General features: G+C 76.1%; 18 protein-coding genes. 12 read left to right on the forward strand and 6 right to left on the reverse strand.

The window, feature by feature from the left end:
• Positions 1–156: 156 nt before the first annotated feature.
• The 5 genes from fahA to ACFCLZ_RS30165 form a co-directional block, all read right to left on the reverse strand.
• A complete protein-coding gene (fahA, locus tag ACFCLZ_RS30145) occupies positions 157–1,377 on the reverse strand; it encodes a fumarylacetoacetase (protein WP_380281048.1) in 1,221 nt (406 codons plus the stop codon).
• Complete coding sequence (locus tag ACFCLZ_RS30150; RefSeq protein WP_380281049.1) at positions 1,374–2,228, reverse strand: hypothetical protein; 855 nt, start codon at positions 2,226–2,228, stop codon at positions 1,374–1,376. The genes fahA and ACFCLZ_RS30150 overlap by 4 nt, the downstream gene beginning before the upstream one ends.
• Complete coding sequence (locus ACFCLZ_RS30155) at positions 2,225–3,424, reverse strand: homogentisate 1,2-dioxygenase (RefSeq protein WP_380281050.1); 1,200 nt, start codon at positions 3,422–3,424, stop codon at positions 2,225–2,227. The genes ACFCLZ_RS30150 and ACFCLZ_RS30155 overlap by 4 nt, the downstream gene beginning before the upstream one ends.
• A 117-nt stretch (positions 3,425–3,541) precedes the next feature.
• A complete protein-coding gene (hppD, locus tag ACFCLZ_RS30160) occupies positions 3,542–4,756 on the reverse strand; it encodes a 4-hydroxyphenylpyruvate dioxygenase (RefSeq protein ID WP_380281051.1) in 1,215 nt (404 codons plus the stop codon).
• A gap of 315 nt (positions 4,757–5,071) precedes the next feature.
• Positions 5,072–6,457: a phosphoribosyltransferase family protein gene (locus ACFCLZ_RS30165; RefSeq protein WP_380281052.1), complete on the reverse strand. Its 1,386-nt coding sequence runs from the start codon at positions 6,455–6,457 to the stop codon at positions 5,072–5,074.
• 267 nt (positions 6,458–6,724) lie between these two features.
• Here ACFCLZ_RS30165 and ACFCLZ_RS30170 point away from each other — a divergent pair, with 267 nt between their 5' ends.
• The 11 genes from ACFCLZ_RS30170 to ACFCLZ_RS30220 all read left to right on the forward strand — a co-directional run bounded on the left by ACFCLZ_RS30170 (position 6,725) and on the right by ACFCLZ_RS30220 (position 16,193).
• A complete protein-coding gene (locus tag ACFCLZ_RS30170) occupies positions 6,725–8,014 on the forward strand; it encodes a sedoheptulose 7-phosphate cyclase (protein ID WP_380281053.1) in 1,290 nt (429 codons plus the stop codon).
• A complete protein-coding gene (locus ACFCLZ_RS30175; RefSeq protein ID WP_380281054.1) occupies positions 8,007–8,756 on the forward strand; it encodes a cupin domain-containing protein in 750 nt (249 codons plus the stop codon). Before ACFCLZ_RS30170 ends, ACFCLZ_RS30175 begins: the two co-directional genes overlap by 8 nt.
• The gene (locus ACFCLZ_RS30180; protein ID WP_380281055.1) at positions 8,753–9,172 is read left to right on the forward strand and encodes a hypothetical protein; all 420 of its coding nucleotides are present in this window, start codon (positions 8,753–8,755) and stop codon (positions 9,170–9,172) included. The genes ACFCLZ_RS30175 and ACFCLZ_RS30180 overlap by 4 nt, the downstream gene beginning before the upstream one ends.
• 287 nt (positions 9,173–9,459) lie before the next feature.
• Positions 9,460–10,533 carry a hypothetical protein gene (locus tag ACFCLZ_RS30185; RefSeq protein ID WP_380281056.1) on the forward strand — a complete coding sequence of 358 codons (1,074 nt, stop codon included), beginning with the start codon at positions 9,460–9,462 and terminating at the stop codon, positions 10,531–10,533.
• Positions 10,534–10,706: 173 nt separating this feature from the next.
• Positions 10,707–11,240: a hypothetical protein gene (locus tag ACFCLZ_RS30190; RefSeq protein ID WP_380281057.1), complete on the forward strand. Its 534-nt coding sequence runs from the start codon at positions 10,707–10,709 to the stop codon at positions 11,238–11,240.
• The gene (locus tag ACFCLZ_RS30195) at positions 11,237–11,647 is read left to right on the forward strand and encodes a hypothetical protein (protein ID WP_380281058.1); all 411 of its coding nucleotides are present in this window, start codon (positions 11,237–11,239) and stop codon (positions 11,645–11,647) included. Before ACFCLZ_RS30190 ends, ACFCLZ_RS30195 begins: the two co-directional genes overlap by 4 nt.
• Positions 11,644–12,804 (forward strand): zinc-binding dehydrogenase, encoded by a 1,161-nt coding sequence (locus ACFCLZ_RS30200; protein ID WP_380281059.1) that lies wholly within the window; start codon positions 11,644–11,646, stop codon positions 12,802–12,804. Before ACFCLZ_RS30195 ends, ACFCLZ_RS30200 begins: the two co-directional genes overlap by 4 nt.
• The gene (locus ACFCLZ_RS30205) at positions 12,801–13,631 is read left to right on the forward strand and encodes a cupin domain-containing protein (RefSeq protein ID WP_380281060.1); all 831 of its coding nucleotides are present in this window, start codon (positions 12,801–12,803) and stop codon (positions 13,629–13,631) included. The genes ACFCLZ_RS30200 and ACFCLZ_RS30205 overlap by 4 nt, the downstream gene beginning before the upstream one ends.
• Positions 13,628–14,497: an SDR family oxidoreductase gene (locus ACFCLZ_RS30210; protein WP_380281061.1), complete on the forward strand. Its 870-nt coding sequence runs from the start codon at positions 13,628–13,630 to the stop codon at positions 14,495–14,497. Before ACFCLZ_RS30205 ends, ACFCLZ_RS30210 begins: the two co-directional genes overlap by 4 nt.
• Positions 14,494–15,072 (forward strand): VOC family protein, encoded by a 579-nt coding sequence (locus ACFCLZ_RS30215; RefSeq protein ID WP_380281062.1) that lies wholly within the window; start codon positions 14,494–14,496, stop codon positions 15,070–15,072. Before ACFCLZ_RS30210 ends, ACFCLZ_RS30215 begins: the two co-directional genes overlap by 4 nt.
• Positions 15,069–16,193, forward strand: a complete 1,125-nt coding sequence (locus tag ACFCLZ_RS30220) for an NAD(P)-dependent alcohol dehydrogenase (protein WP_380281063.1) — start codon at positions 15,069–15,071, stop codon at positions 16,191–16,193. Before ACFCLZ_RS30215 ends, ACFCLZ_RS30220 begins: the two co-directional genes overlap by 4 nt.
• Positions 16,194–16,426: 233 nt before the next feature.
• Here ACFCLZ_RS30220 and ACFCLZ_RS30225 read toward each other — a convergent pair whose 3' ends face one another.
• A complete protein-coding gene (locus ACFCLZ_RS30225) occupies positions 16,427–18,610 on the reverse strand; it encodes a sensor histidine kinase (protein ID WP_380281064.1) in 2,184 nt (727 codons plus the stop codon).
• A gap of 284 nt (positions 18,611–18,894) precedes the next feature.
• On the opposite strand from ACFCLZ_RS30225, the gene ACFCLZ_RS30230 reads away from it, so the two are divergent.
• Positions 18,895–19,536, forward strand: a complete 642-nt coding sequence (locus tag ACFCLZ_RS30230; RefSeq protein WP_380286326.1) for a response regulator — start codon at positions 18,895–18,897, stop codon at positions 19,534–19,536.
• The last annotated feature ends 1 nt before the right edge of the window (position 19,537 follow it).

Raw genomic sequence — 19,537 nt, forward strand, 5'->3', positions numbered from 1 at the left:
CCGTCCGTCGTCGACCGGCCCGTGACCTCAAGATCCTCGCCGTCACCGTACCCGTGGGCCCCGGCCCGGCCGCAAGCACGGAGGGCGGCTCCGGTCGGTGACCGGGGCCGCCCTCCGTCCGGCGGGGGAAGGTGGTTCAGGGAGCCGCAGGGGTCCTCAGGGGACGACGCGGCCGGTGACCTCGCCGAAACCGACGACGGTGCCCTCGGGGCCGGGGGCGGTGGCGGTGATGGTCACCTCGTCGTCGTTCTCCAGGAAGCTGCGGGTCGTGCCGTCCGGGAGCTTGAGCGGGTTCTCGCCGTTCCAGGTGAGCTCGATGAGCGCGCCGCGGGTGTCGGGCTCGGGGCCGCTGACGGTGCCGGAGGCGAAGAGGTCGCCGGTGCGCAGCGAGGCGCCGTTGACCGTCAGGTGGGTGAGCTGCTGGGCGGCCGTCCAGTACATCGAGGCGAACGGCGGGCGGGAGATCCGGTGGCCGTTGAGGCGGACCTCCAGGGCGAGGTCCAGGCCCCAGGGCTCGCCGCCGCGGTCGTCGAGGTAGGGGAGCGGCTCGACGTCGCGGGCCGGCGGGGCGACCCGGGCGTGCTCCAGGGCGTCCAGCGGCACGATCCACGGTGAGACGGAGGTGGCGAAGGACTTGCCGAGGAACGGGCCGAGCGGCACGTACTCCCAGCCCTGGATGTCGCGCGCGGACCAGTCGTTGACCAGGCAGACGCCGAAGACGTGCTCGCGGAAGCGGTCCAGGGTGACGGGCTCGCCCATCGTGCTGGGCGCGCCGACGACGAAGCCGACCTCGGCCTCGATGTCCAGCCGGCGGGTCGGGCCGAAGGACGGCACGGCGTCCGCCGGGGCCTTGCGCTGCCCGTGCGGGCGGACCACCGGCGTACCGGAGACCACCACGGTGCCGGAGCGGCCGTGGTAACCGATCGGCAGGTGCTTCCAGTTGGGGGTCAGCGGCTCCGAACCGGGGCGCAGGATCCGGCCCAGGTTGGTGGCGTGGTGCTCGGAGGCGTAGAAGTCGACGTAGTCGGCGACCTCGAACGGCAGGTGCAGTTCCACCTCGGCGAGCGGCAGCAGCAGCGGCGTGAGGGCGTCGCGGTGGGACTCCTCGGTCAGCCAGCGGGTGAGCGCGGCGCGGACCTCGGTCCACACCGGGCGGCCCGCGGCCAGCAGGGGGTTGAGCGAGTCCGCGTCGAGCAGCACGGACGGTTCCCCGGCCGCGCGGGCGGCGGCGCCGGCGTCCAGGACGAAGTCCCCGACGCGCACGCCGATCCGCCGCCGCCCCGGCCGGTCGCCGGCCGTGAAGACGCCGTACGGCAGGTTGTGCACGCCGAACGGCGAGTCGTTCGCGGGGGCGAGCCAGCTGCGGGGGGTGGTCAACGGTCCTCCTGGGGCTTCGGGTCGGGCGACAGCAGGCCGAGGGCGGCCAGGTCGTCCAGGGGCTCGGCGATGCTACAGGTGCCGAACGCGGTGAACGAGTTTCTGATCACCGTGACCTGACGGTCGCTCAGTGTGCGGACGGCCTCGGCGAGCGCCTCGCCGGAGCGCTCGGCGAGCACCTCGGCGGCCGCGGCCGGGTCGGTCTCCCGGGCGGCCAGCAGTACGTTCAGGAAGCCGTGGTGCTCGAAGCCGGTCACCGGGTCGGTGTGCCGGACGGCGTGGTGCAGTCCGGCGGTGCACTTGTACGGCAGGCCGCGCTGCGCGCACCCGGTGAGGAAGCCGGCCAGCTCCCGCTCGTCCGGGAAGGCGCCGGCGACGATCCCTCCGGTGCGGAACTTGGCCCGGTACGGGCTGTCGAGCAGGACGTCCAGCACCTCGTCCAGGCCGTCGCCGCGCAGCAGTTCGCGCGGCAGCTCGACGGCGGCGGGCACGTCGGCCGGCAGCAGCAGGTCGAGCGCGGCGACCGCCTCGCGGGCGTCCCGGGTGGTGAGTTCGACGCCGGCCACCTCGAAGGGCGCGGCGGCGGCGAGGGCCGGGCCGAGCTCCGCGCTGCCCCCCGGCAGCACCAGCCCGACCCGGAGGACGGGCCCGGGGCCCTGCGCCGCGGCCGCCAACTCGTCCAGCCGGCCCGCCCCGCAGAGGAGCGGGCCGACGGCGTCGGCGTAGCGGGCGGCGCGGTGCGCGCGGTGCGCGGGCACCGCGTCGGCGACCGGCAGGTTCCCGGGCGGGAACACCGCCGCGTCGTCGAACAGCCCCTGGAACAGCGGGGGGATCACGGGGGCGGTGCTCACTGCTGCGGCCCCCGACCCGACCACGTCCAGGCGTAGCCGGCGTCCTCCGAGGCGCGGCCGCCCTCGCCCAGCTCCAGCGGGCGGAAGGTGTCGACCATCACCGCGAGCTCGTCGAAGAACTCCACGCCGATGGAGCGCTCGTACGCGCCCGGCTGCGGGCCGTGGGTGTGGCCGCCGGGGTGCAGCGAGATGGAGCCCTGGGCGATGCCCGAGCCCTTGCGCGCCGCGTAGTCGCCGCCGCAGTAGAACATGACCTCGTCGCTGTCCACGTTGGCGTGGTAGTACGGCACCGGGATCGACAGCGGGTGGTAGTCCACCTTGCGGGGAACGAAGTTGCAGATCACGAACCCGTTGCCCTCGAACACCTGGTGGGCCGGCGGCGGCTGGTGGATCCGCCCGGTGATCGGCTCGAAGTCCCGGATGTTGAACGCGTACGGGTACAGGCAGCCGTCCCAGCCGACCACGTCGAACGGGTGGTGCGGCACGGTGTACCGGGTGCCCGAGATCCCGTTCGGGCCGCGGTGCTTGACCAGCACGTCGACGTCCGCGCCCTCGACCAGCAGCGGTCCGGACGGGGCGCGCAGGTCCCGCTCGCAGTACGGCGCGTGCTCCAGGAGCTGCCCGTACTTGGAGAGGTAGCGCTTGACCGGGGTGATGTGGCTGTTCGCCTCGATGCAGTAGGCGCGCAGCGGCTCGTCGCCGGCCGGCACCCAGCGGTGGGTGGTCGCCCGGGGGATGACCACGTAGTCGCCCTGGCCGACCTCCAGCGCGCCGAAGACCGTCTCCAGGGTGCCGGAGCCGGACTCCACGTACACGCACTCGTCGCCGAGCCCGTTGCGGTAGAGCTCGCTCGGCGCCCCGGCGGCGACGTAGGAGATCCGCACGTCGCCGTTGCCGAGCACGAGCCGGCGCCCGGCGACGACGTCCGCGGACTTCCACTCCTGGCCCGCGAACAGCTCGTGCAGCTTGAGGTGGCGGGGGAGCAGGGGATGGTTGGGCACCGTCGACTGGTCGGGCAGCTCCCACGGCACGGCGTTCACGACGGCCGAGGGGATGCCCCGGTGGTAGAGCAGGGAGGAGTCCGAGGAGAACCCCTCCTCGCCCATCAACTCCTCGTAGTACAGCCCGCCTTCGGGTGTGCGGTGCTGCGTGTGCCGCTTGGGCGGGATGCTGCCCAGCTGCCGGTAGTACGCCATCGTCCCTGCTCCTCCCGGACCTTCCTGTGGCCCAGAGCTTCCTACGGCTTCAGCGGTGGCTGCGCGCCCCGGAGGTCGCCGGCCCCGGCGGCCGGCGGCCTTCCGGGGCGGTGGGCCTCAGAGGTTGCCGCGGCGCTCCTGCTCGCGCTCGATGGCCTCGAAGAGCGCCTTGAAGTTGCCCTTCCCGAAACCGAGCGAGCCATGCCGCTCGATGAACTCGTAGAAGACGGTCGGGCGGTCGCCGATCGGCTTGGTGAAGATCTGCAGCAGGTAGCCGTCCTCGTCGCGGTCGACCAGGATGCCGCGGCTCTTCAGCTCCTCGATCGGCACCCGGACCTTGCCGATCCGCTCGCGCAGCTCGGGGTCGTCGTAGTACGAGTCGGGGGTGTTCAGGAACTCGACGCCGCGCGAGCGCAGGACGTCGACGGTGGTGAGGATGTCGTTGGTGGCCAGCGCCATGTGCTGGCAGCCCGCGCCGGTGTAGAACTCCAGGTACTCGTCGATCTGCGACTTCTTCTTGGCGACGGCCGGCTCGTTGAGCGGGAACTTCACCCGGTGGTTGCCGCTGGCGACGACCTTGGACATCAGCGCGGAGTAGTCGGTGGCGATGTCGTCGCCCACGAACTCGGCCATGTTCACGAAGCCCATGACCTTGTTGTAGAAGGTGACCCACTCGTCCATCTTGCCGAGCTCGACGTTGCCGACCGCGTGGTCCAGCGCCTGGAACAGGCGGCGCGGCGAGCCCTCCGGGTGCCGCACCTTGCTCTGGGCGGCGATGTAGCCGGGCAGGTACGGGCCGGTGTAGCGGGAGCGGTCGACCAGGGTGTGGCGGGTCTCGCCGTAGGTGGCGATCGCGGCGCGGCGCACGGTGCCGTTCTCGTCGGAGACGTCGTTCGGCTCCTCCAGGACGGTGGCGCCCTGGGCGCGGGCGTGCGCGATGCACTTGTCGACGTCCGGGACCTCCAGGGCCAGGTCGACGACGCCGTCGCCGTGGCGGCGGTGGTGGTCCAGCAGCGGGCTGTCGGGGGAGACGCCGCCCTTGATCACGAAGCGGCAGGAGCCGGAGCGCAGCACGAAGGCCTTGCGGTCGCGGCGGCCGGTCTCCGGACCGGAGTAGGCGACCAGCTCCATGCCGAAGACGGCCTGGTAGAACTGGGCCGTCTGAGTGGCGTTGCCGACCACGAACACGACGGCGTCCTGCGCGGTGACCGGGAACGGGTCGGTGGCGGGGTCGTGCTCGACGAGGCCGACGAGGCGGCGCAGCTGCTCGGCGTCGAGACCGGCCTCGCGCTCCTCGGGGGTCAGCTCAAGGGCGTGGGACTGCGGGGTCATCGGTCGTTCCTCCACATTGAGGCCTCGGCATTGAGGCATCCGCTTGAGGCGGCCGCTCCGCGGGGGTGGGGCGAGGGGGATGCGGGCGGCTGAGCGCAGAGCTTGCTCCAGTCGGGCGGGTTGGGCAACAGATCGGGTTTTCACTGTTCAATGTGTACAAGGTGATCAGGAAATCGCTGGTCGGGCTGTGCAGAATGCTCGGCGGATCCGGGGGGTTTCACGAGTCCTGCGTATCGGTCCCGATCGGGCGTGTGCGCTGGTCAGGGCAGGGGTCGGGGCATGGGTCGGGGTGGGGGCTGGGCCTGGTGGCGGTCCTCAGGCCGGGGGCTCGCAGGCGACGAGGTGGCGGCCGAACCACGCGCGCGCCAGCTCGGCGACCCGGTCCAGCGTGCCGGGCTCCTCGAACAGGTGACCGGCGTGCGGGACCACCGCCAGCTCACTCTCGCAGCGCAGCCGCTCGCGCGCCCGCCGGTTCAGGTCGATCACCAACCCGTCCCGGCCGCCGACGATCAGCAGCGTCGGCGCGAGCACGGCGCCCAGCGCGTCCGGCCCGGCGAGGTCCGGCCGCCCGCCCCGGGAGACCACCGCGCCCACGCCGTCACCGAGCCGGGCGGCCGTCCACAGCGCGGCCGCGGCCCCGGTGCTCGCGCCGAACAGGCCGAGCGGCAGGAACGGTCCGCCGTCCGGGCGCGCCTGCTCGGCGGGCAGCGCGCGGGCCACGTCGGTCAGCCGGGCGCCCAGCAGGCCGACGTCGAAGACGTTCCGCCGGTCCGCCTCCTCGTCCTCGGTGAGCAGGTCGAACAGGAAGGTGGCCAGCCCGCCGCGGTTCAGGTGGGCGGCCACGTGGCGGTTGCGCGGGCTGTGCCGGCTGCTGCCGCTGCCGTGCGCGAACACCACGATGCCGCGGGCGCCGGCGGGGACCGTCAGCCGGCCGGTCAGCCGGACGCCGGCGGCCGGCAGCGTCAGCTCGCGGTCGGACGCGGCCACTCCGATGCCGTCGGAGGCCGCCTGCCCGCCGTCGGGGGCCGCCTGCCCGCCGTCGGCGCGGGCGCGGGTGCGGGCCGCGGCGAGGTGGCGCAGCACCTCGGCGTCCTCGGTCTGCGAGAAGTCCGCGTAGAACTCGCCGATCGCGAAGAACGGCGACGGGGTGCCGACGCAGACCAGTTCGTCGGCGACACCGCTCAGCCGCTGCGTCCAGTCCGGCGGCGCCACCGGTACGGCGAGCACCACCCGCGCCGCCCCGCGCGCCCGCACGATCAGGCAGGCGGCCCGCGCCGTCGAACCGGTCGCGATGCCGTCGTCGACCACGACCACCGTCCGCCCGCGCACGTCGACCGGCGGACGGCCGCCCCGGTAGCGGTGCGCCCGGCGCTCCAACTCGACCCGCTCGCGCGCCTCCACGGCGGCCAGCTGCTCCGGGCTGACCCCGGCGGGCCGCAGCACCTGGTCGTTGATCACCCGCACCCCGTCCTCGCCGATCGCCCCCATGCCCAGCTCCGGCTGGTACGGGACGCCCAGCTTGCGGATCACGCAGATGTCCAGCGGCGCGCCCAGCGCGTCGGCCACCTCGGCGGCCACCGGGACGCCGCCGCGCGGCAGGGCCACCACCACGGTGCCGGGGCCGCGCAGGTGGTCCAGCAGGGCGGCGAGCCGACGGCCCGCGGCGGTGCGGTCGGTGAAGTGGGTACCGGTGGCGTGCATGGTGTCGGCCTCCCGTTCCACCGTACGTCGCCGGGGCGGTGCGCGGGTGTGCCCGGGGCGCGGGCGGGCCGAGGTGGGGGCCGGGGCGCGGGCGGCGGGCCGGGGCACCGGCGGGGCGGGCCGTCCCGGGCGGGGCCGGGACGCGGATGGGGCCGGCCGCCCGTGCATCCGGGACGGCGGGCGGTCCAGCGTGGTGAACACCGGCCCGGTGGGCCCTCCCTCACCCACCGGGCCGTCCGCCCGCCGCCCCGCCGAAGGAGCCGACCTGTGTCCCTCACCCACCCGCAGCGCCGTCCGGCCGTCCCGGGCGCCCCCGCCGCCCCTGACGCGCCCGCCGCCCCTGACGCGCCCGCCGCGCACGTCCACGGCCTGCACGCCACCGGCGACCCGGCGAACGGCGCCCCCGCCACCGGCTGGACGGTCGCCACCGCCCTGCCCGTCAGCTACCGGGTCCGCTTCACCCCCGGTGTGCTGGACCCGCGCAACCCCGCGCTCGCCCGGGCCGGCGGCCCGCCCGGGCGCCGGCTCGTCGTCGTCGACGCCCGCGTCCACGAACTGCACGGCCACCGCCTGCGGCGCTACCTGGCCGCCCAGGGCGTCGAGTACGAGACGCACGTCCTGCTCGCCCACGAACAGGTCAAGACCATGGACGCGGTGTTCCAGGTCGCCGACCGGATGGACGCCTTCGGGATCTCCCGCCGCGGCGAGCCGGTGATCGCGGTCGGCGGCGGCGTGCTCACCGACGTCGTCGGCCTCGCCTGCAGCCTCTACCGCCGCTCCACGCCCTTCGTACGGGTCCCGACCACGCTGATCGGCCTCGTCGACGCGGGCGTCGGCGCCAAGACCGGCGTCAACCACGGCCGCCACAAGAACCGTTTGGGTACCTACCACCCCGCCGTCGACACCCTGCTCGACCCGGCCTTCCTCGCCACCCTGGACCGGCGCCACATCGGCAACGGGCTCGCCGAGATCCTCAAGGTCGCGCTGATCAAGGACGAGAACCTCTTCGGCCTGCTCGAACGGCACGGCCACGACCTGCTCGACACCCGCTTCCAGTCCCCGGGCACCGGCGCCGCCGTGCTCGGCCGCGCCGTCCACGGCATGCTCCAGGAACTCCAGCCCAACCTCTGGGAGCACCGCCTGGAACGCCTCATGGACTACGGCCACTCGTTCAGCCCGACGGTCGAGATGCGCGCGCTGCCCGAACTGCTGCACGGCGAGGCGGTCTGCGTCGACATGGCGCTCACCACCGTCGTCGCCCTGCGCCGCGGCCTGCTCGACACCGGGCAGGCCGAACGCGTCCTGCGGCTGATGCGGCGGCTCGAACTGCCCGTCTGGCACCCGCTGATGGAGCCCGTCACGCTCGCCGAGGCGCTCGCCGACACCGTCCGCCACCGCGACGGGCGGCAACGGCTGCCACTGCCCCGCGGAATCGGCGCGGGCCTCTTCGTCGACGACCTCGACGGGGCCGAACTCGCCGACGCGGCGGGCCGGCTGCGCACCTGGGCGGCCACCGGGGGCGCGGACGCGGTGCGGGGGAGTGGGACGCGTGCGTAGCGCCGTCGTGATCGCCGACACCACCGCCCCGGCCGACGTCCACGGAGTGCACGGCGCGGCCGGAATCACCCAGTGGACCTGCCTCGCCCGCCGCGCGGGCCTCGCCGGGGACTGGGAAGCCGTCGAATGGGCGCGCATCCCGGCGGGCGGGATCAGCGGCGAGCACCTCCACACCCGCACCCGCGAGGTGTACGTGCTGCTCACCGGGGAGGGCGAGGTCACCCTCGACGGCCGCCCCCACGCCGTCCGCGCGGGCGACGCCGTCCTGACGGCCGTCGGTACCCGGCACGGACTGCGCAACACCGGGGACGGGCCGCTGGAGTGGCTGGTGATCGAACTGCCCGCCGAACCGCCGACCGAACCGCCCGCCGACCGTACGGTTCCCGGCCCGTTCGGCAGCACCGTGGTCCGTGACCTGCGGCGCACCGGCCCGCTCGACCCGTCCGCCGTCATCGGCGGACCGCTGCGCCTGCTGCGGCACGTCGAACTGACCACCGGTGAACGCGAGTTCCTGATCGCCGACGGCGTCGAGCACACCGCCTTCGTCCTCGGCGGCCACGGCCGGGCGGGGGCGGGGAACGTCCGGATGCCACTGCGCCCCGGGACGGCGCTCACCCTGCCGCTCGGAACCGCGGCCGACCTCGCGGCCGGCCCCGGCGGCCTCGCCTACCTGCACGCCGAACTCGTGCCGCAGGGCGGGGGGTTGCGGGGCCGGGGGCGGCAGGGCGGTGGGCCGCGATGATCGTCACCCGGACGGCCGCGCCCCGTCTGCTCCTCGGCCCCGGCGCCCAACGGATCCGCACCCGCTGCCTCGCCCGCCGGGGCATGCTGCACAGCGAGTGCGAGGCCTTCGAACACGTCAGCCTCGGCCCGGGCGCCTGCTACGACCTCACCGGGCGCGACTCCACCGAGGCGGCCTGGTACGTGCTGCGCGGCCCCGTCGTCCTGCTCGACTGCCCGGACCACCCGCTGCGCCCGCTCGACCGGGGCACCCTCCTGCTCGCCCCGCGCGGCGAGTCCGTCCACCTGCACGGCGGACCGCTCGGCGCGGAACTCCTCTGCCTGACCGTCCTGCCGGACGAGGTGAGCGCCGCGCTGCCGGAACGCCGCCCCGAGGTCGCGCGGAGCGAGCCGCCGCCCGGGGGACCGCCGGGGTAGTGGGCCCGGCGCCGAGCGCGCTCGGCGGTCGGCCGGGCGGGCCGTCCCGGGGTCGTCCCGACCGTGACGGGACCGCCCCGGGACGCGGCGGCCACCGTCCGGAACCCCTGGGACCGCGCCCCGGCCCGTCCCGGGCGTCGGCGCGGGGCGCGGTGAGGGCCCGGGGCTCAGGCGGGCGGGGCGGCGGGCGGCGCAGCGTGGAGGCCGTAGACCGAAGTCCGGAGCCCGAAGTCCGGAGCCCGGACTTCGCAGCCCGGACTTCGCAGCCCGGACGGGAGGAGGCCGCCATGCGTCGCAGCGTCCGGCTCGACCGGCGGATCCAGGCCGGTGCCGCACACGTCTCCCTCGCGGTGCGCAGCGGCGAGCCGTCGTGGTCCGAACTCGGGGCGTGGCTCGACGGCCTCGGGGCCGACCGGTTCCTCGTCGTCACCGACGGCACGGCGCCCGAGGACGCGCTGGCCGGCGTCCGCGCGCTCGCCGCCGACCGGGCGCCCACCACCGTGCACGACCTGCGCGACGGGCCGCTCCCGGCCGGCGCCCGGGCCGGCGCGGCGGTCCTCGCCGTCGGCGGAGAGCGCGCCTGCGGGATCCCGGCCGACGTCCGGGTGCCCACGGACCTGGCCGCCGCGTGCGGTCCCGCGCTGGCCCTGCACCGCCCCGTCACGGCGGCGCTGGTCTGGGTCCGGGCCGACCTGCTCGCCGCCCGCCCCGCCGCGTGGACCCGCGCCGGGACGGTCGCGGTCGTCCGCCACGTGCTCGCCGTCTGCCCCGCCCACTACCCGACGCTCGCCGCCCTGCTCCACCCCGGGGCCCGGTACGACGAGCCGATGCTCACCGCCCTGCTCGCCCTGTGCGCCGACGCGCGGGCCGCCCTGGTCTGCTTCGACCCCGACGAGACCGGCCCGGCGCTGGCCCTCGGCTACGGCCGGAGCCTCGCCGACGCCGTGCGGGCCGTCGCCGGTCCCGACCTCGCTCCCGGCGACGCCGAGGCGCTGGGCCTGCTGATCGCCGCCCGGGTGGCGGCCCGGCTCGGCCTGGCGGCCGGGGCCACCGGCTGGGCGCACCGGGAACTGCTGGCCCGCAACGGCTCGGCGACCGCCCTGCCCGGCGGCGTCGACGTGGACCGGCTCACCGCCGCGCTCGCCGCCGCCGCCGGTCCCGGACTGCTGCTGCTCGCCGAGCTCGGCCGCCCGTACTGCGCCGACGGCAGGCTGCTGACCCCGGTGGACGGCGCGGTGCTGAGGGCCGCGGTGGAGGGCCTGGCCGACCCGGTGGGGACGGTCGTCCCGCACAGCCGGGCCGCGCGTTACGAACCCGCCGGTTCCGAGCCCGCCGGTTCCGAACCCGTCGGTTCCCGGTGAGCGCGCGGGGACGCGGGCCCGGGCGGGGCTCGGGATCAGGTCGGGAGCGGGCCGGGAGCGGGTCGGGAACAGGACAGGACCGGGTTCCCGTGCGACCGGGACGGCAGGCGCCACACCGTGGAGAACAGAGACGGCCCAGTACGGACCGCAGGACACCAGAAGGAGTTGTCGTCATGTCGGGCACCGTCATCACCGACCTCCGCCGGCGCGGAGCCGTCGACCCCAGCCAGGTGCTGACCGGGCCGCTGCGCGCCGTCGGACTCCAATGGCTCGACCCGGGCCGCAGCGTCGAGATCACCGCCGAGGGCGTCGAACGCGCCCTGTACATCACGGCGGGCTCGGGCACCGCCACGGCGCCGGGGGCCGAGGCGGGAGACGACGCGTCGACGGCCGACGACTCCGGAATCCCGCTGGTCGAGGGGACAGCCGTGACGCTGCCGCTCGGCGCGCACACCGTGTTCACGGCCGGCACCGCCGGTCTGGAGTACTTCCACGCGGTGCTCGCCGTCGCCGGCCACCCCGGCCGGGCCATGGCCCACCCGGCGGCGGACCGGCCGACCGCCGAGCCGCCCACCGTCGAGCGGCCCGCCGAACGGCCGACCGTCGAACGCGCGAAGACCGAGCGCGCGAAGACCGAGCGCCCGGACTCCGACCACCCCGACCACCCCGACACCCCTCCGAGTCCGAAGGGAGGCGAGCCAAGGTGATCGTCACCACCGCGACGGCCTCGGCCGCCGTCATCCTCGGCCCGAACGGCGAGCGCGTACGGCTGCGCTGCCTGGCGCGCCGCTCCATGCTCGCCAGCGCCTGCGAGAGCTTCGACCACCTGCGGCTCAGCCCCGGCGCCCGCCACACACTGGCGGGGCGGCCCGAGGTCGAGACCGTCCTGTTCGTGGCGCGCGGCTCCCTGCTCGTCGGCCGGAACCTCGACGAGCCGGACCACCTGGCCGTCGACGGCGACCTGCTGCTGGCGACCCGGGGCCGCACGCTGCTCCTGGAGGCCGGCCCGCTCGGGGCCGAGGTGCTCTGCCTCGCCCTGGCCGCGCCCCGCCGCACCACCGCGACCAGGCGCTCCCTGGCCCGGCGGCGCGCCGAACGACGGAGCCGGCCGTGACCGGCTCCACCGGTCCCGCCGTCGCCCCCGCCATCGCGGCGGGGGCCCGCGCCACCATGGCGGCGCTGCGGTTCGAGGCGCCGCACCGGGTCGTCCTCGCCCGGGTGCCCCGCCCGGCGCCGCCCGGACCGGACGAGGTCACCGTGCGCACCTCCCTGGTCGGCCTCTGCGGCACCGACCTCGAACTCCTCCACGGCACCGCCTCCTACCTGCGCGACGGGCGGGCCCGCTTCCCGCTCGTCCCGGGACACGAATGGTGCGGCACGGTCGCCGAAGTCGGCCGAGACGTCACCGAGTTCGCGCCCGGCGACCGGGTGGTGGGGCACACCATGGTGCACTGCGGCCTCTGCCGGATGTGCCGGCGCGGCCACCGCCCGCTCTGCGAACGCCTCACCGAGGTCGGCCTCTACGGGCGCCCGGGCGCCGCCGCCGAGTACGTGGTGCTGCCGGAGCGTTCGCTGTCCCGGATTCCCGGCCGACTGCCGGACCGGGAAGCCGTGTTGACCGAACCGGCGGTCACCGTGGTGGCCGGCCTCGAACGGGCCCGCTGCCGACTGGGCGACCGGGTGGTCGTCCTCGGCACCGGAACGATCGGCCTGCTCGCCGTCCAACTCGCCGCCCGCCTCGGCGAGTCGGTGGAAGCGGTGGGCATCGACCCGGCCGGGCGGCGGCTCGCGCTGCGCTGCGGCGCGCGCCGCGCCCTGAGCCCCGAGCAGGCGTGCGCCGCCGGCCTCGCCCGCTACTCGCTCGCCGTCGAGGCGGCGGGCGCGGCGGAGGCCTTCGCACTCGCCCTCGACCTGCTCGAACCGGGCGGCCGACTCGCCGTGATCGGCGTGGCCGGCAGCCCGTGCCCGGCCTTCGACCCGGGCCAACTCGCCCTGCGCGGACTGGAGGTGATCGGCGTCCGGCACGGACTGGACCACTACGACGGCACCCTGCGGCTGTTCCGGGACGGCGTTCTGGCGGCCGAGCCGCTGATCGCCGCCGTGCTGCCGCCGTCCGCCGGGCCGGAGGCGTTGCGGATGCTGGCGGGAGGCCGCAGCGGCCCGCCCAAGGTGCTCCTCGACTTCGGCCGCGCCGACGACCCGCCGCCCACCCCCGCACCCACGCCCCCCGGGGGGCCTGCCGCCCCCGTCACCGAAGGAGATCCCCCGTGATCCTCGTACCCGCCGCCGTCCCCCGCACGGCCCCCGCGTTCCGGCGGCTGATCGACCCGCAGCACCTGCCGTCCGCGCACGGCGGGCTGACCGTCGAGACCCTGCCGCCCGGCGTCCGCGTCGAGCACCACCCCTCCCGGGTGGGCGAATCCGTGACGCTGGTGCTCTCCGGCGGGATCCGCTCGGGCGGGCGCGTGCTCGGCCCGGGCGAGGGCCTCTACCACCCGCCCGGCAGCGCCTGCGGACTCACCGCGCTGCCCGGCGCGCCCGCCGCCGTGCTGACCGTCCGGCCCCTCGCGGTGCACGGCGACCGGCCCGCGCCGCGCCCCTGGCCGGTTCCGCTCGCCCCGCCGAGGCCCGCTCCCCGGTCCCGCGGCGACGCCCCCGACCCGCCCGCCCCGACGGTGCCCGCCGCGCGCGGCGGTGACCCCGACGGCGTCGGCGGTCCCACCGGTGACCGCACCCCGATCGCCGGCTCGGCCGGCATGGCGGTGCACTGGCTCGCCACCGACGGGACGGTCGGCGCCCGCCGGCTCGCCGTCGCCACCTCGGTGTTCGCCGTCGGCGGCAGCCACGACCTGCACCGGCACCCGCACGCCGACGAGTTCTTCCTCGTCCTCTCCGGCGGCGGCACCCACCTCACGGCCGTCACCGAGGTCCCGGTCCGCGCCGGTGACCTGGTGTTCGTCCCGGCCGGCGAGTGGCACGGCTTTTGGACCGGCCGGGCCGGCCCGACCGCCGCCCTCTACGGCTACCTGGGCGCGCCGAGCCTCGCCCGGGCCGGCTACCAGGTCCGCCCCGCCACCGTGCCGGGGGCGACCCGATGAGCATCCCCGGACCGCACCACCGGCACCCCGAGGGCGGCCCGGCCGCGCCGCCCTCGGTGGCGGTCGTCACCGGAGCCAGCTCCGGCATCGGCCGCGCCGTCGCGATCGCCCTGGCCCGGGCCGGGCACACGGTGGCGATCGGCTACCGCACCGACCGCGCCGCCGCCCGCCACACGGCCGCCCAGGCCGCACCGGCGGGCGGGCGGACCATACTGCTGCCGCTCGACCTCGCCGACCCCGAGGGCGCGGCGCGGGCCGTGCACGGGGCCGCCGAACAGCTCGGCGGAATCGACATCCTGGTCAACTCCGCCGGGATCAACCACCGTTCACCCGTCCTGGAGGAGAGCCTGGAGGACTGGCGGCGGATCCTCGCGGTGGACCTCACCGGCCCGTTCGCCTGCGCCCGGGCGGCCGCCCGCCGGATGGTCGCCCAGGGGCGCGGCGGGCGGATCGTCAACGTCACCTCCGTCCACGAGTTCACCCCGATCCCGGGCGGCGCCGCCTACTGCGCGGCCAAGGGCGCGCTGGGCGCCCTCACCAGGGTGATGGCCCTGGAGCTGGCGCCGTACGGGATCACCGTGAACGCGGTCAGCCCCGGCGAGACCGCCACCCGGATGAACGGCGTCCTCGACGACCGCGACCTCAGCGGCCACGCCCGCCCCGCCATCCCGGTGGGCCGGCCCGGGCGGGCGGCCGAGGTCGCCGCGGCCATCGTCCACCTGACCGGCCCGGACGCCGCCTACACCACCGGGGTATCGCTCACCGTGGACGGCGGCCTGAGCCTGATGAGCGCGGTCGCCAACCAGCGCGACGCCGCCCACGAACAGCCCTTCCCCGCCGAGGCCCCCGCAAGGAGAGCCCGATGACCGGCATCCCCGGCGCGCGCGCCGTGCACCACGTCGCCTACACCGTCCCCGACCTCGACCAGGCGGTCGCGTTCTTCACCGACGTGCTCGGCGCGCGCCTGCTCTACCGCCTCGGGCCGGTCGCCGCACCACCCGGCGACGGCGACTGGATGGCCCGCCAACTCGGCGTCCACCGCTCGGCGGTGGCGCACATCGCGATGCTGCGCCTCGGCCCGGTCGGCAACCTGGAGCTGTTCCAGTACACCGCCCCGGACCAGCGCCGCGAGCAGCCCGCCAACAGCGACTGGGGCGGACACCACCTCGCGATCGCGGTCGACGACGTGGACCGCGCCGTCGCCTACCTGCGCGGGCAGCCGGGCGTCGAGGTGCTGGGCGAACCGCAGACCGTCGCCGACGGCGGGCCGATCGACGGCGACCGCTGGGTGTACTTCCGCACGCCCTGGGGCCTCCAGCTGGAGGTGCTCGCGATGCCGCCCGGCATGCCCTACGAACGGTCCACCCCCGACCGGCTGTTCACGCCCCCGGACCCGTGGGACACCGCCGACGCGCGGCCGGACGGGACGGGTGCGCCGTGATCGAGACCACTGCCGCCGTGGTGCGGGAGACCGGCGGCCCGTTCCGCCCGGAGACCGTCCGGCTGGACGGGCCGCGCGCGGACGAGGTGCTGGTGCGGATCCGCGCCGTCGGGATCTGCCACACCGACCTGAGCGTGCGGGCCGGCCGCACGCCCGCGCCGCTGCCCGCCGTCCTCGGCCACGAGGGCGCGGGCACCGTCGCGGCGGTCGGCGAGGCCGTCACCCGGGTGCGGCCCGGCGACCGCGTCGTGCTGACCTTCGACTCCTGCGGGGCCTGCCCGCCCTGCCGGGCCGGCCTGCCGGTGCGCTGCGACCACTGGGCCGCGCTCAACCTGTTCGGCGGCTTCCGGCTGGACGGCAGCGCCACCGTGCACGGGACGGGCCGCCATCGCGGGAGCGTGCTGCACGGCCACTTCTTCGGACAGTCCTCCTTCGCGGGGTACGCGCTGGCCGACGAGCGCAACACCGTGCCCGTCACCGGCCCGCCGGTGCCGTTCGAGGTGCTGGCGCCGCTCGGCTGCGGCGTGCAGACCGGCGCGGGCGCGGTGTTCAACGTGCTGCGGCCCGAACCCGGCGACACGCTGGCGGTGTTCGGCGCGGGCGCGGTGGGGCTGGCCGCCGTCCTGGCGGCCCGGTCGACGCCGGCGGTGCGGATCGTCGCCGTCGACCTGCGCCCGGACCGGCTCGCCCTGGCCCGGCGGCTCGGGGCCACCGACGTCGTGGACGCGGCCGCCAGGGACCCGGTGGCGGCGGTCCGCGACCTCACCGGCGGGCGCGGCGCGCAGCACACGCTGGAGACCAGCGGCAGCGTCCGCGCGCTGCGGCAGGCGGTGGAGGCGCTGGCCGTCGCCGGGACCTGCGGGGTGGTGGGCGCACCGCCGGCCGGCAGCGAGGTGGGCCTGGACGTCCCCGGGCTGCTCGCCCGGGCGCCCCGGATCGTCGGGGTGAACCAGGGGGCGAGCGTGCCGGAGCGGTTCCTGCCGGTGCTGGTGGACCTGTTCCGGGCGGGACGGCTGCCGGTGGACCGGCTGGTGCGGACCTTCCCGTTCGCGGCGGTCGAGGAGGCGGCCGAGGCGGCGGCGTCGGGGGAGGTGGTGAAGCCGGTGCTGATGCTGCCCTGAGCGGCCTGAGCGGCCCTGGGCTGCACCGACGGGAGTGGTGGGCAGAGCGGTTGATCGGCTGGACCGCTCGGAGCCCCTCGTCCCTCACCCGCCCGCCCCCGGAGCCGGAACCACCGGCGCCGGGGGCGGGCGGCCGTGTGGGACGGATGACAGCTGACAGAATCTGTCATCTGTCATCTGAAATCTGTCAGCTGTCAGTTGTCAGCCTTCGGTCCTCGGCTCTTCGTCCCGTCCTACTCCTGCGAGGGATGCCGGGGAAGGACCGCCAGCACCCGCGTCCCGCTCTCCTGCGGGAGCCGGTCGATGGTGCAGCGCCCGCCGATCTCGGCCGCCCGGTCCGCCATCGACCGCAGGCCGACCCCAACCACCGGATCCGCGTCCGCCGCATTCGCCACTCCCGCTCCCGCTCCCGCGTTCGGATCCGCGGTGAGAGCGGGGGCGGGCCGGAGGAGGCGGAGGCCGACCCCGTCGTCCTGGACGGTCAGCGTCAGGTTCGCCTCGTCCACCCGGAGCGCCACCTGGGCGTGCCGGGCGCGGGCATGCCGCAGCACGTTGTTCAGCGCCTCGGCGGTGATCCGGTACGCGGCGACCTCGACGGCGGCCGGCAGCTCCGGAAGCGGGTCCGGTTGCAGCGCGGCGCTGACGACGAGCCCGTCGCTGCTGAACGAGGCCGCCAGGTGCTGGACGGCGCGGGTGAGGCCGAACTCGCCGAGCGGTGCGGGGCCGAGGCGGTCGGTGATCCGCCGTACCGCCTTGATCGTCCGCGCCAGGTCCCCCGAGACGCCCTGCAGCGTCCGCGCGATCGCCTCGGTCCTCGCCGCCGCCCCGGCGGCCCCGGCCGCTGAGGCCGCGTTGTCGACCCGCAGCCGCAGCCCGGCCAGCGCCGGACCGAGCCCGTCGTGGATGTCCCGCCGGAGCCACCGCCGTTCCTCCTCGCGCGCCGCGACGATCTGCTCCCGGCTGGCCTGAAGGTCCTCCTGCAGCCGCAGCGAGGCGACGGCGGGCGCGGTCTGGTCGGCGAGCGAGCGCAGGATGTCGGCATCGCTGGGATCCAGCCGCTCCTCGCCCGCCCGCAGCCCGACCGTCAACTCCCCGATCACCGCCCCGTTGTGGACCAGCCCGAAGCCCTGCACCCGCCCGCCCAGCCGTCCCACCGCGGCCAGCGACCGGCGCCCGGCCCGGGTGGTGACGGCCAGCGCCGCACCCGGCAGCCGCAGTTCCTTGGCGACGGCGGTGCACAGCGCCGACGGCAGCCGCTCCGGCTCGACCGCCTGCTGGAACTGCCCGGCCAGCGTCCGCAGCGCCTGGTAGGGCGGGGCGCGGTCGCCGTAGTAGAGCCGGTCCACCATGCCCACGGCCCACCGGGCGGCCCACGGCAGGCCCGCGCCCAGCGCGAAGACCAGCGCGATCAGCACCAGCGCGGCGGCGCCCCGGCCGGGCACCAGCCACCCCGACAGCATCGCCGCGCACACCACGAACACCACGGTCAGCCCGGTGGCGAGCAGCAGCCCGGTCAGCACGGACCGGGCCGCCCGGTCCAGCCGCCACCCCCCGTCGCGCACCACCAGGAACCCCACGGCCACGGCCCACACCGCCCCGGCCGCCGCGAACAGCGAGTAACTGAGCCAGTACTCGTACTGGAACCGGCGCGTGTAGTAGTCCTGCATGCCCGCCCAGAGCAGGTAGGCGCCCAGCATGCCGGCGAGGTGCGCGCGCCGCCGGGGCGCGGTGCGCCGCAGCAGCCGCACCAGCAGCACGGCGGAGGCGATGCCGATCAGCAGGTAGTCGACCGGGGCGTAGAGGCTGTCCAAGTGGTCGGAGACGGAGCCGAAGAAGTTCGCGACCGCGCTGTCGGCGAGCGGGTTGGGGTGTCCGAAGACGGTCGCGTGGTCCAGGAAGGACATCCCGTCCGGGAGCACCCACAGCGTGACGGCGCCGATGTACCACCACCACCGGCGGGTGGTGAGCCGGCCGGCCGGCAGCCAGAGCGGCAGCACGTAGAACAGGGTCTGGCTGACGGTGTCGCACACCCCGCGCACCACCGCCGCCGCGCCCACGATCCGGGGGTCGGAGACCTCCACCCAGACGGGTGCGGCCGCCGCGCTCGGCAGCATCGACGTCAGCGCGTAGGCGAGCATCACCCAACCGAGCGGATTTCCCGGCCGGTGGGCGTGCAGCAGCATCCCCGCGCCCGCCGTCGGCAGCGCGTAGAGCAGGATCGCCAACTGGTCCCGGGGCGCCTCGATGCCCGGGGCGCCGAGGTGGACCAGGACGTAGCAGATCCACAGGGTGGCGACCGCCAGGCAGAGCACGGTGACCGCCGCGGCGGCGGTGAGCCGGCGCTGCGCGGCGGTGCGGCGCGGCGGGGAGCCGGCAGGCGTGCGCGGCCGGGGGCGGAAGGGGATCACCGTGGTCATGGCACCGCCTAGGGACGGGTGGGAGGGGCGCACCGACGACCGGTCGCCGGGCCGGGCGCGCTGTCTTCAGTCTCGGTCTCCCGCAGTCCCGGGCGCATGGGGCAGCGGTCTTGCTCGGCCCAGGCCGCCCGGTGCACGGAGCGTCACGTCCCCCGGCCGCGAGGCCTGTCACGGAAAGTCACACCTGTATCGCTGGTAGTGTCGGCCAGGTGGATGAAGAACAGCCCGCCGAAGACCCGCGGGGACCGGAGGGCCGCCGGGACGAGGAGTCGGCCGCCGGTCCCGTGCGGGTCCTGATCGTCGACGACCACCCGCTGTTCCGGGAGGGCCTGAAGGCCGCCCTCGAAAGCGCCGAGGGCATCGTCGTCGTCGCCGAGGCCGAGCGCGTCGGGGACGTGCCGGAGGCGGTCGCCCGCAGCCGCCCGAACGTCGTCGTGATGGACCTCTCGCTGCCGGACGGCTCCGGGCTGGAGGCCACCCGCCGGCTCTCCGCCGACCAGCCCGCCCCGCCGGTGCTGATGCTCACCATGGCGGACGACGACGGCAGCCTGCTCGCCGCCCTCCAGGCCGGGGCCCGCGGCTACCTGGTGAAGGGCGCGGGCCGCGAGGAGGTGCTGCACGCGGTGCGCACCGTCGCGGCCGGCGGCGCGGTGTTCGGCGCGGACGTCGCCGAGCGGATCACCACCCTGCTCGCCGGGGCCCGGGTGCGGGATGCCGGCCAGCTCTTCCCGGCGCTCACCGCCCGCGAGGCGGAGGTCCTCGACCTGGTGGCGCGCGGACTGGACAACCGCCGGATCGCCCGGGAGCTGGTGGTCGCGGAGAAGACGGTCCGCAACCACGTCACCCACATCTTCGAGAAGCTGCACGTCGCGACCCGCGCGGAGGCCGTCGCCCGGGCCCGGGACATGGGACTCGGCGACGGCTGAC

The sequence above is a fragment of the Kitasatospora purpeofusca genome, from assembly GCF_042691725.1.
GTDB classification, from domain to species: domain Bacteria; phylum Actinomycetota; class Actinomycetes; order Streptomycetales; family Streptomycetaceae; genus Kitasatospora; species Kitasatospora purpeofusca_B.